General features: G+C 71.2%; 8 protein-coding genes and 1 tRNA gene. 3 read left to right on the top strand and 6 right to left on the bottom strand.

The genetic code is table 11. From position 1 onward, the window contains the following. The gene (locus HUO13_RS02010; protein ID WP_211899807.1) at window positions 1–309 is read left to right on the top strand and encodes a hypothetical protein; all 309 of its coding nucleotides are present in this window, start codon (window positions 1–3) and stop codon (window positions 307–309) included. A gap of 403 nt (window positions 310–712) precedes the next feature. Here HUO13_RS02010 and HUO13_RS02005 read toward each other — a convergent pair. Next, window positions 713–786: transfer RNA gene (locus tag HUO13_RS02005), tRNA-Thr, on the bottom strand. A 176-nt stretch (window positions 787–962) separates the two neighbouring features. Here HUO13_RS02005 and HUO13_RS02000 point away from each other — a divergent pair. Then, a complete protein-coding gene (locus tag HUO13_RS02000; protein WP_249124392.1) occupies window positions 963–2,384 on the top strand; it encodes a hypothetical protein in 1,422 nt (473 codons plus the stop codon). Window positions 2,385–2,567: 183 nt separating this feature from the next. Beyond that, window positions 2,568–3,326, top strand: a complete 759-nt coding sequence (locus tag HUO13_RS01995) for an SDR family oxidoreductase (RefSeq protein WP_211899806.1) — start codon at window positions 2,568–2,570, stop codon at window positions 3,324–3,326. A 108-nt stretch (window positions 3,327–3,434) separates the two neighbouring features. Here the strand turns inward: HUO13_RS01995 and HUO13_RS01990 are convergent, their stop codons facing one another. The 5 genes from HUO13_RS01990 to HUO13_RS01970 all read right to left on the bottom strand — a co-directional run bounded on the left by HUO13_RS01990 (window position 3,435) and on the right by HUO13_RS01970 (window position 11,289). Beyond that, window positions 3,435–4,646, bottom strand: coding sequence for a DNA polymerase III subunit delta' (locus tag HUO13_RS01990; RefSeq protein WP_211899805.1), 1,212 nt, complete (start codon window positions 4,644–4,646; stop codon window positions 3,435–3,437). Between the two features lie 41 nt (window positions 4,647–4,687). Beyond that, window positions 4,688–5,038 (bottom strand): hypothetical protein, encoded by a 351-nt coding sequence (locus HUO13_RS01985; protein WP_211899804.1) that lies wholly within the window; start codon window positions 5,036–5,038, stop codon window positions 4,688–4,690. A gap of 69 nt (window positions 5,039–5,107) precedes the next feature. Beyond that, window positions 5,108–7,948, bottom strand: coding sequence for a type I DNA topoisomerase (topA, locus tag HUO13_RS01980; protein WP_432757818.1), 2,841 nt, complete (start codon window positions 7,946–7,948; stop codon window positions 5,108–5,110). Between the two features lie 280 nt (window positions 7,949–8,228). Continuing rightward, window positions 8,229–8,813: a hypothetical protein gene (locus tag HUO13_RS01975; protein WP_211899803.1), complete on the bottom strand. Its 585-nt coding sequence runs from the start codon at window positions 8,811–8,813 to the stop codon at window positions 8,229–8,231. 169 nt (window positions 8,814–8,982) lie between these two features. Next, window positions 8,983–11,289 carry a sodium-translocating pyrophosphatase gene (locus HUO13_RS01970; RefSeq protein ID WP_211902594.1) on the bottom strand — a complete coding sequence of 769 codons (2,307 nt, stop codon included), beginning with the start codon at window positions 11,287–11,289 and terminating at the stop codon, window positions 8,983–8,985. Between the last annotated feature and the right edge of the window lie 786 nt (window positions 11,290–12,075).

Here is a 12,075-nt window from a genome sequence, read left to right as displayed (position 1 = left end):
ATGAAGACCGACTCGACCAAGCCCGCGACAGGCGCCACCGCCATCGGCTGGATACTGCTCGCACTCGGCATCCTGATCTGGCTTGCGGTCATCCCGCTGACCGGGATGGCGCTCTTCCTCGCCAAGAAGATCACGATCGAAGCAGGCTTCTCGACGTTCGGTGCCGTCGCCTACGGCGTCGTAGGAGCTATCGGCCTCAGCGCTGTCGCCGCAAGCGAACACCGCACCACCCGCGCAGCCACCTGGACCTACCTGATCCTCCTGGCGATTGCGATCCTCGTCGCGCTGTTGCTGAATTCCACATCGTAGGACTGCGATGAGGCGAGAAGCGCCCCGCTCCGAGCTGATCAAACCACCGGAATGACCCGCATCCAGGACAGCTGGATGCGGGCGGTCTGGTCGAGGTAGCCAGCATCGACCACTCCCCGGGCGGCGTTGAGTGCCCGCATCCGCGCTTCGCTATCGCAGCGCGCTCGTGCAGCTTGCGGCGATCTGGATCTGCAAGTCGTTCAGCTGGCCGTCCGTGGCTTCCGGACTGATACAGCCACCGCGTGGGCGTTCGAAACCGCTGGGTCACGCATCGGTACCACGACCGAGCGGTACTCGCGCCCAGGGAAGGTAAACCCCGCCGACCGGGGCTATTGAGACTGAAAAATGAGCCGAAACTCCACCAGGCGCTTCCCGGATTCCCGGAAAGCGCCTGGTGAGAACGAGCCGCCTTGGGGAGTCGAACCCCAGACCTACGCATTACGAGTGCGTCGCTCTAACCGACTGAGCTAAGGCGGCGTTGCGCGTCCGAGTGTAGCGGGCGGCGCCCGGCGGACTCGCACGACCCCTCCTGCCAGGCCCGCCGCGGCACGGGCGCACACCTCGGCGAACGGTTCGTTACCGGGCGCAGGCGTGGTCGTTAGCAGACGTAGTGACCCCGGTCACTGCACACGCTGCGATCGGAAGGATGCCGGATGCGACCAAGCCGCCCGATGCGTCACCGCCCGATGCGCCGCTTGGCGGTCTGCACGACGGCGTCGCTGGCCGTGGCCGGGCTGGGCCTGCCCGCCGCGCTCGCACCGCAGGCGCTGGCGCGCGACGCGCTGGCCCAGGAGTCGACGTTGCCGACGACGCCGCGTCCGTCGCCGCACGACCCGACGCAGCCCCCGGAGTCGGTGCCGGTATCACAGCCGGGGCCGATCGTGGCCGACGCGGGCACCGGCATCGGCATGATCCGCATCCTGCCCAAGACGGTTCCCACCGGCACGATCCTCGACAACCCGGCTTTCGAGGAATCCCTGCCCAAGCAGGCCCTCGCCGAGCTGGGTATGGGCCTGGCCAGCGCGCAGGCGAACTCCGGCGCGTACCTGGCGCACGAGCGCGCGGTGGCCGACGCCCAGCCCTTCGGGTTCGCCGTCCAGGGCAAAGCACCGCGCTCGCCGCTGTCGCTGAGCCAGACAGCCGTACCCGACCACCCCGAGCCCACGGTGAACGAGCTCCAGCCGCCGGCCTCCCCGCTCGACGGGCTGGTGAAGCTCGGCGTGCTCGAAGGCAGCGCGCACGCGCGGTGGGACGAGGTGCTGGGACCGTGCGTGGAGCCGATCGCCGATGCCAGGACCTCGCTGGCCGGCCTGTCGGCAGGCAACGCGCTGCCGTCGTTCCCGGCCGAGCTGACCGGACTGACCGGTGCGGCGGGCGGCGGCGCGTCGCTGCTGAACGTCCCCGACGCGATGCAGGCGCACTCGAACGTCCAGCTCGTCGACGTCCCCGGCCAGCGGGGCAAGGCGGTGCGGGCCACGTCGCGGATGAGCGTCGCGAGCGTCCGGTTGTTCTCCGGAACCGACCGCGAACTGCGCATCGACGTCGTCAGCGAGCCGACGCTGACGGCTACCTCGACCGGAGACCCGGCGACGTCCACTGTGGAGTACCAAGCGCCGGTTCTGCGGGTGTCGCAGGGCGGCGAGGAGATCGGGACGATCGACGCCGCCAAGCCGCGGATGGACCTGCCGTTCGACCCGCGCAAGCTCGACCTCGGCGTCGTGCGGCTGAGCATCGGGGAGCTGCGCCAGGACGTCGTGGGGTCCGAGGTGCGGGCCGGGGCGCGGATGTTCGACCTGCACGTCCTGCCCGCGGACCGGCTCGGCATCCCGACCTCGCTGGCGCAGATCTCCTTCGGCGAGCAGGTGGCCAGGGCAGGCGCCCCGGAAGGCGGAGTGGTCTGCGAAGCCGCTCCGGCGACGAACCCCGCTCCCGTACCGATCGCGGAGGGCCCGAAAGCGCCGCCGCTCGCGCTGACCAGCGGCGCCTACTCCGCGGTGCCGCTGTTCTGGACCGGAACGGCGATGCTGTTGCTCGGCACGATCCTCGTGGCCGCCCTGCCGAGACGCCGGAACTGACGAAACAACGGCGACGACGACCACGGTCCTCCTGCCCCGCCGACGGACCGCTCTGGAGCGAGGCACCGCTGCACGGCGGGTTGTTCCACGCCCCACAACCGGGTTCCATGATCCCGTCGGCACCTGGCCGGGTCCGCGACCGACGAAACCGGCCGAACCACCCGGACGCACGGAGGAAACCCCATGAGCACCGAGCTGTTCCGCCTCGACGGCCGGACCGCGATGGTCACCGGCGCGCGCACCGGCATCGGCCGGGCCATCGCCGTCGGCCTCGCCGCGGCGGGCGCCGACCTGGTGCTGGTGGGCCACCGCGACGACCTCGGCGAGGTCGCGGAGGAGGCCGGCTCCCACGGCGCCGCGGTCGAGCAGGTGGCCGTCGACCTGCTCCAGCCGCGCGCCGCGGCGGAAGCGCTGGAGCCGGTGTTCGCCGCGCGGGACGTCGACGTGCTGGTCAACAACGCCGGGATCGTCCACCGCGGCCCGGTCGCCGAGCTCGGTCTGGACGACTGGCAGCGGGTGCTCGACATCGACCTCAACTCGGTCTTCGCGCTCAGCGGCCTCGCAGGCAGGCAGATGCTGGCGCGCGGCAGCGGGAAGATCATCAACATCGCGTCGCTGGTGTCGTTCCAGGGCGGTGTCATGGTGCCCGCCTACGCCGCGGCCAAGCATGCCGTGGCCGGGCTGACCAAGTCGATGGCCAACGAGTGGGCGCCGCACGGCGTGCAGGTCAACGCCATCGCCCCCGGCTACATCGCCACCGGCTTCACCGCTGCGCTGCGCGAGGACGCCGAGCGCAACGAGGAGATCACCAGGCGCATCCCGGCGGGCCGGTGGGGGCGGCCCGACGACCTGGTCGGCGCGGCCGTGTTCCTCGCGTCCGCGGCCTCGGACTACGTCAACGGCCACATCCTGGTCGTCGACGGCGGATGGCTGGCGCGATGACCTCGAAAAACACTTGATCCGCCCCGGAAGCGCATCCGGGTCATCGATCCCGCCCGATGCCGACAGCCGTGGTCCACTGTGCACGGATCGGGCCGGCCGCGCGCCGACTCAGCCGCGGTGCAGGGCGGCGGCCATCGCCTCCACCGCGATGATCGGCTTGACGTTCTGGGTCAGCGCGAGCCGGCACGCGAGCACCGCTTCCAGCCTGCGCAGGGTCGAGTCCGACGTCCACTCCGCGGCCGCCTTCGAAACCGAGCGGGCGAAGTCGGGGTGGTTCAACGCCGCCGTCGAACCGGAGCGCACCACCAGCACGTCCCGGTAGAAGCCCGCAAGGTCCACCAAGGCCAGGTCCAATGCGTCGCGCTGCGACCGGGTCGCGCGGGACTTCTGCCGCTTCTCCAGCTCCCGGATGGCCGCGTTCGCGCCCCGCGTGGCCGAGGCCGTTCCCTTGCCGGTGCCGCCTGCGCCCATCGCGGTGCGCAGCTCCTCCTTCTCGGATTCGTTGCGGTCCTCGTTGGCCGCGACCGCATCGGTCTCCGACGCCTTGACCAGCCCGCCTGCGGCGGTGAACACGTCGGAGAACCGGCGCAGTCCCAGCGGGACGCCGAGCACGGCCTCCCGCCGCTCGCGCGCCTCGCTGTCGGTGGCCAGCCGGCGGGCGCGGCCGATGTGCCCGCCGCTGACCGACGCGGCCCACTGCGCCATCCCCGGCTCGATTCCGTCGCGCTCGGCCAGCACTTCCGCGATCGCGTCCGGCCGGGGGGTCTTGAGCTGCACGACACGGCAGCGGGAGCGGATCGTCACCGACACGTCCTCGGGGTGGTCCGAGGGCGCGCAGAGCAGGAACACCGTCCGGTCCGGGGGCTCCTCGACCGCCTTGAGCAGCGCGTTCGACGCTCCCTCGGTGAGCCGGTCGGAGTCCTCGATCAGCACGACCCGCCACTGCCCGGTCGTCGGCCTTCGCGCCGACGCCTGCACCAGCGACCGCATCTCCGAAACCGAGATCGACAACCCCTCCGGCACGACGACCCGCACGTCTGCGTGCGTGCCCGCCTGGACCGTCCGGCAGGCCGAGCAGTGCCCGCAGCCCTCGCCGGAGGTGCACTGGAGCGCCGCGGCGAAGGACCTGGCGGCGACCGAGCGCCCGGAGCCCGGAGGGCCGGTGAACAGCCAGGCGTGGGTCATCGCTCCGGCCGGCGCGGGCTCGCCGCGAGCCAGCAGGTCGGCGGCGCGCACGGCCGCGCGCAGCGTTCGCACCGCTTCCGGCTGGCCGACGACGTCGGCCCACACGCCGGTGGTCAGCTCCGGGGTCACGTCCACACCGGGCACTGTACGGGTCGGCGCCGACGCGCCGGCGGCCGTCACGGCCCGAGGATTCCGAACTCCTCCAGCAGGCGGTGGACCACTCCCAGCGCGACCCCGCCCAGCACGACCAGCATCGTCAGGCATCCGACGACCTTGCCCGCCACGCCGCCCGAGCGCTGGTCGCTCGCGGGCTCGACGCGCACTTCCGTCTGCTCGGCCGGATGCCGGGCCGCACGCCGGGGCCGCACCGCGGCCAACCGCTCGTGCTCGGTCAGCTGCGGAGGCGCCACCGGCTGCGCCGGCCGGATGTGGCTGCGGACGATCTCACCGCCCGCGAGCACGTCCGGATACGTCGGCGGTGGCGTCAACGGCTGCGTGCCGTCCGGGCCGGACAAGGCGTCTCGCATCGCCGCCTCCCCTGGTCGGCGGGGTGTGCGCCGAAGTCTGCGCCGCGCGCCTCGCCGTCGCCAGGGGAATCAGGACTGCTTCGACGAGCTGGTCGTCCTCTTCCTGGTGGTGCCGCTCTTGGTCGTCTTCGAGCCGTTGGACGACGAGCTCTTCGAGCTGCTGCTCTTGGAGGCCGTGGTCTTGCTCGACGTGCTCTTGGACTTCGACGCCGTCTTCTTCTTCGCCGGCGCCTTGGCCCGCCGCTCGGCGATCAGCTCGACCGCGCGGTCGATCGTCAGCTCCTCCACCGAGTCGCCCTTGCGCAGCGAGGCGTTGGTCTCGCCGTCGGTGACGTAGGGGCCGAAGCGGCCGTCCTTGATCACCAGCGGCTTGCCCGAGTCGGGGTCGTCGCCGAGCTCGCGCAACGGGGCCGCGGCGGCCCGCCTGCCGCGCTGCTTGGGCTGCGCGTAGAGCTTGAGCGCCTCCTCGAGGGTGACCGTGAAGATCTGCTCCTCGGATTCCAGCGACCGCGAGTCCGTGCCCCGCTTCAGGTACGGGCCGAAGCGCCCGTTCTGCGCGGTGATCTCGGTGCCGCTCTCCGGGTCGGTGCCGACCACGCGCGGCAGCGCCAGCAGCTTGAGCGCGTCGTCGATGGTCACGGTGTCCAGCGACATCGACTTCAGCAGGCTGCCGGTGCGCGGCTTGCCCTTGTTGCCCTCCGGCAGCACCTCGGTGACGTAAGGGCCGAAGCGGCCCTCCTTGGCCAGGACCTCGTGGCCGGTCTCCGGGTCGGTGCCAAGGCTGCGCCCCTCCATCGGGGTGGCGAACAGCTTCTCGGCGATCTGGATGTCCAGCTCGTCCGGCGGCAGGTCGTCGGGCAGGTTCGCGCGCTGCGACTCGCTGTCGTTCAGCGGCCGCTCCAGGTACGGGCCGTAGCGGCCGACCCGGACGTAGACGGTGCGGCCCTCCTCGTCGGTGAACATCGGGATCGAGTTCACCTCGCGGGCGTCGATCTCCTCGACGCTGGAGCCGACCAGCTTCTTGAGCCCGCCCGCGCGGCCGATCGAGTCGTCCGGCCCGACCTCGCCGCCGAAGTAGAAGCCCGACAGCCACTTCGTGCGCTGCTGCCTGCCCTCGGCGATGCGGTCGAGCTCGTCCTCCAGCGCCGCGGTGAAGTCGTAGTCCACCAGCCTGCCGAAGTGCTTCTCCATCAGGCCCACGACCGCGAACGCCACCCAGGAGGGCACCAGCGCGGAGCCCTTCTTCCAGACGTAGCCGCGGTCCTGCACGGTGCTGATGATCGAGGCGTAGGTCGACGGGCGGCCGATGCCCAGCTCTTCCAGGGCCTTGACCAGGCTCGCCTCCGTGTAGCGCGGCGGCGGGTTGGTGCTGTGGCCGTCCGGCGAGAGCTCCGGCGCGGTGACCGCCTGGTCCCGCGCCAGCCGCGGCAGCCGGGACTCGGCGTCGTCGGCGACCCCGCCGGCCTCCGAGTCGACAGCCTCGACGTAGGCCTTGAGGAAACCGGCGAAGGTGATCGTGCGGCCGGACGCGGCGAACGTGCACTCCTCGCCGTCGGCGGCGGTGCCGGTGATGCGCACCGACAGGGTGGTGCCCTTGGCGTCGGCCATCTGGGAGGCGATGGTGCGCTGCCAGATCAGCTCGTAGAGCTTGTAGCCGTCGGTGTCGAGCTCGGCGGCCACCTGGCCGGGCGTGCGGAAGCTCTCGCCCGCGGGCCGGATCGCCTCGTGCGCCTCCTGGGCGTTCTTGACCTTGCGGTTGTACTGGCGCGGCTGCGGCGAGAGGTACTCGTCGCCGTAGAGGTCCCTGGCCTGGTTGCGAGCCGCCGTGATCGCCGTCTCCGACAGCGTCGTGGAGTCGGTTCGCATGTAGGTGATGTAGCCGTTCTCGTACAGCCGCTGCGCGGTGCGCATCGTGCGGTCGGCCGAGAAGCGCAGCTTGCGGCTGGCCTCCTGCTGCAGCGTGGAGGTCATGAACGGCGCGTACGGCTTCCGCGTGTAGGGCTTCTCCTCGACGCTGGAGACGCTCAGGCTCGCGTCGGTCAGCCCGGCCGCCAGCCTGCGGGCCTCCGCCTCGTTGAGCAGCCGGACGTCGTCGTTCTTGAGCCTGCCGTCGGGGCCGAAGTCGCGTCCGGTGGCCAGCTTGGCGCCGTCGACGCTGACCAGCCGCGCGCCGAAGCGGCGCGGGTCGGCGTCGGGACCGGCGTCCATCGTGGCCGAGATGTCCCAGTACTCGGCGGGCACGAACTTGATCCGCTCGCGCTCCCGCTCGACCACGATCCGGGTCGCCACCGACTGCACGCGGCCCGCCGACAGCTTCGGCATGACCTTCTTCCACAGCACGGGGCTGACCTCGTAGCCGTAGAGCCGGTCCAGGATGCGCCGGGTCTCCTGGGCGTCGACCAGGTCGCGGTCCAGCTCGCGGGGGTTGGCCGCGGCCGACTGGATGGCCGACTCGGTGATCTCGTGGAACACCATCCGCCGCACCGGCACCTTGGGCTTGAGCGTCTCCATCAGGTGCCAGGCGATCGCCTCGCCCTCGCGGTCACCGTCCGTGGCGAGGTAGAGCTCGTCGACTTCCTTCAGGGCGTCCTTGAGCTCGGTGACCGTCGCCTTCTTGTCCGGGGTGACCAGGTACAGCGGCTCGAAGTCGTTGTCGACGTCCACGCCCAGCCTGGCCCACGGCTGGCCCTTGTACTTGGCGGGCACGTCGGCCGCCCCGCTCGGCAGGTCCCGGATGTGGCCTCGCGAGGACTCCACGACGAAGTTGGAGCCGAGGTAGGAGGCGATCTTGCGGGCCTTGGCAGGCGACTCGACGATCACCAGCCGCCGCCCCCCGGCGCCCGCCCCGTTGGCGGACCCCGAAGACCGGCCGGTACCGCCGTTCTTCTTCGTCCGTGTCGACCCAGCCACGCTTACCTGCTCTCTTCTCGCGGAGGCTTCCGTTCCCTCGTGTTGCCCGAGCTACCCCTGGCGACGCCTTCGGCACCTCGGGTCGTCAGCACCTCGCAACCCTAGGCACCTCCGGCACGTCCAAGTTCCTCAGTGTGCACCGTGCACGGGCCATTACGCCGTGCCGGGGACGAACAGCGTCGCACACAACACAACGGTGCTCGCGCTCGTCATCCTGAGAAACGTATCGGGCACGGGCCGTGTTCCGTTGCTTGACCTGGCGTGATGTGCGTCAAACGCGTCAGGACACCAGCGGCCACGTTCGCTCGATCGCACCATCGGGAACCGGTCCGACCAGTTCCGCCAGCCGGGCGATCCGGCGCTTCCCGGTGACCCGCAGTGCCGGTCCGCCGGCCCGGGCGCCGATGAACCTGGCGGGCAGACCGCTGCGGGCCAGCGCCGCGACCAGCGGTTCGTGCGTCTCGGGGGCGTGCGGGTCCAGGCCCAGCAGGTAGCCGCCGGGCTCCAGCCTGCCCGCGGTCAGCGCCCAGAGCCGCAGCGCGCAGCCGTCCGGCGCGAAGTCGGCGGGCACCGACTTCACCGCACCGCGCAGCCAGTGGCGGGCGAGCTCGGTGAGGTCGGCGCGGAAGGCGGTGCGCACGAGCGGACGGCCCTCGTCGGAGCGTCCCAGCTCGGCTTCCACGCCGCGGTCCGCGCACGCCAGGACCAGGGATCGGGCCCGCCACTCGTCGTCGACCACGACCGAGAGCCGCGCCGCGGTGCCGCGCCCGAACCCCACCGCCTGCGCCGGCCCGCACAGCAGCCCCGCGAGATCGGCGATGCGGGGGTGCCGGGCCTCAGCCGAGTAGAAGGACAGCTGGTCCACGGCGACCGATCGTAGAACTGCCGTTCGAGCATGGCCAGCGCTGTCACGCGGAAGCGGCCGAAATTCCCCGGTCCGCAACCTCGACTCACACGTTCGGGTGAAGCTAGTGACGGCGAACGGGGGCGCCCGGTGCTCCAGGCGCCCCCGAATCGGTTCGGAGCCGATCAGCTCAGGCGGTGGCTATTTTGCCCTCCTCATCGCTGGCGGGGGTGTCGGCGATCGCCGTGCTGCGGCGCTTCGACACCACCACCGCCGCGACGACGACCACGACCGCGACGGCCGCGATGCTGAACCGGATCACGGGCGACTCGGTCGCGCCGACGCCGAAGGTGACCACGGCGGGCGCGATCAGCACCGACACCAGGTTCATCACCTTCAGCAGCGGGTTGATCGCCGGACCCGCGGTGTCCTTGAACGGGTCGCCGACGGTGTCACCGATCACCGTTGCAGCGTGGGCCTCGGAGCCCTTGCCGCCGTGGTGGCCGTCCTCGACCAGCTTCTTGGAGTTGTCCCAGGCACCACCGGAGTTGGCGAGGAAGATCGCCATCAGCGTCCCGGTGGCGATGGCACCGGCGAGGTAGCCCGCGAGCGGCCCCACGCCGAGGCCGAAGCCCACCGCGACCGGCGCCAGCACCGCCAGCAGACCCGGCGTGGCCAGCTCCCGCAGCGAGTCGCGGGTGCAGATGTCGACGACCCTGCCGTACTCCGGGCGCTGCGAGCCGTCCATGATCCCCGGCATGTCCTTGAACTGGAGCCGCACCTCGTAGACCACGGCACCCGCCGCCCTCGACACGGCGTTGATCGCAAGGCCCGAGAAGAAGAACACCACGGCCGCCCCGATTGCCACGCCGACCAGCACGTTCGGCGCGAACACGATGAACTCCATCTCCGAGAGCGCGCCACCGGCGCTGGCCAGCGCCTGGTTGATGGCGTCGCGGTAGGAGCCGAACAGCGCCGTCGCCGCCAGCACCGCGGTCGCGATCGCGATGCCCTTGGTGATCGCCTTGGTGGTGTTGCCGACCGCGTCGAGCTCGGTGAGGATCTGCGCGCCCTCGCCCTCGACGTCACCGGACATCTCGGCGATGCCCTGCGCGTTGTCGCTGACCGGGCCGAAGGTGTCCATCGCGACGATGACGCCGACGGTGGTCAGCAGGCCGCAGCCGGCCAGCGCGATCGCGAACAGCGCCACCGCCAGCGAACCGGACAGCAGGAACGCGCCGAACACCGCGGCGCCGACGACCAGCGCGGTGTAGACGGCGGACTCGAAGCCCACCGACATGCCGCTGAGGATCACGGTCGCGGCACCGGTCAGCGAGGACTTGCCGACATCGCGCACCGGGCGGTGCTCGGTGGCGGTGAAGTAGCCGGTCAGCTTGAGGATGACCGCGGCGAGCACGATGCCGATGATCACCGCGACCAGCGCGATGACGGCCGGGTTGCCGCCGGTCGCGCGGATCTCGTCGGACACGCCGGTGAGGGCGGAGAACGAGCTGGGCAGGTACAGCAGGGCCGCACCGGCGCACAGCACGGCGGAGATCCCCGCCGAGATGAAGAAGGAGCGGTTGATCGCCGTCAGCGCGCTCTCGCCGGCCCTGGCCTTGGTGATGTAGACGCCGATGACCGCGGTGACCACACCGATGGCCGGGACGATCAGCGGGAACAGCAGGCCCTGCAGGCCGAACGCGGCGGTGCCCAGGATCAGCGAGGCCACCAGCGTGACCGCGTAGGACTCGAACAGGTCGGCCGCCATGCCGGCGCAGTCGCCGACGTTGTCGCCCACGTTGTCCGCGATGGTCGCGGCGTTGCGCGGGTCGTCCTCGGGGATGTTCTGCTCGACCTTGCCGACCAGGTCGGCGCCGACGTCGGCGGCCTTGGTGAAGATGCCGCCGCCGACCCTCATGAACATCGCCAGCAGCGCCGCGCCGAAGCCGAATCCCTCCAGGACCCGCGGCGCGCCGCCCGCGTAGACCATGACCACCAGCGCGGCACCGAACAGGCCGAGGCCGACGGTGATCATGCCGACCACGCCGCCGGTGCGGAAGGCGACCCGCATCGCCTTCTCACGGCCCGCCTCCTTCTCCCGGGCCGCGGCCGCCACCCGGACGTTCGCCCTGGTCGAAAGCCACATGCCGAGGTAGCCGATGACCGCGGAGAAGGCGGCGCCGAAGAGGAAGAAGATCGACCGGCCGACGGCCTCACCGGTCGACTCCGCGGGAAGCGCGAACAGCAGCAGGAACACCACGACCGCGAAGATCGCCAGGGTCCGGAACTGGCGGTTGAGGTAGGCGGACGCGCCTTCCTGGACCGCCTTGGCGATGTCCTGCATCTTGGCGGTGCCCTGTCCGGCGGCGAGCACTTCCCTGATCAGTACGTAGCCGAAGGCCAGCGCCGCCAGGGCGATCACCATGACCGCGCCGACGACGGCGTAGTCCGCGGTGGCGAGCTCGATGCCCGTGGCGTGCTGGGCGAGGTCCATCCGGTGCGACGAGCTCGGTGGTGCAGTGCCCTGGGCCCAGCCTTGCTGGACCGGGGTGAGCAGGGACATCCGTCCTCCTGGTTTGTGCTCGGTTCTGCGCCGGCGGTGCGCCGATCCGACGGCACTGCCCTCCGGCGCGCGTTAGGCGGCCCCGCCTCGGGCCGACCTTTGGTCGGCCGTGGCGACGTCGTGGCCGGGAAGTCTATTCAGGCCACGAGTGGCTTACCTCACGGTGTGATACGCGACTCGTCTCGACGTGCACATTCGTTACGGAAAAATCGATTCAGCGGCCTACTTGATCACCCGAAAGGTGCGATCTGGATTTGGACCGAACGGGTGACATGTAGTAGGGCGCAGCTTTCAGTGAAATCCATCCTGCAGATGAAGACCACCCGATCGTCGGAGCGCCCCGCATGCGGGCGCTCGGGCACCTCCGGCACGCGGCGCCGAAGTGGCGGGCGAACCGCTGTGGTGCCCATGCGGGCGCCCGATGCGGATGGGGCGGAGGAGGCTGCTGAGGGGACACGGCGCCGAGATCGCGTGCATCCGGGCAGCGGCGCCATGGGCGGCGGCGCTGGCCGAAGCGACAGACGGCGGCGTGGGCGGCGGCACTGGCCGGGACGACAGGCGGCGGCGTGGGCGGCCGATGCCGATGTGGCGGCCTCGGGCGATACAGCAGCCTCGGCCGATGCGGCACCCCAGGCGGCGGCGTCAATGCGGCTCGATGTGGCGGAGCAACGCGGCGTCGCGGTGGCGGAGCAACGCGGCGTCGAGGTGGCGGATCAC

Origin of the sequence: Saccharopolyspora erythraea, assembly GCF_018141105.1 — a bacterium.
GTDB classification, from domain to species: domain Bacteria; phylum Actinomycetota; class Actinomycetes; order Mycobacteriales; family Pseudonocardiaceae; genus Saccharopolyspora_D; species Saccharopolyspora_D erythraea_A.
Note: the sequence above shows the minus strand (reverse complement) of the source record. Positions and strands in the feature narration are given on the sequence as shown.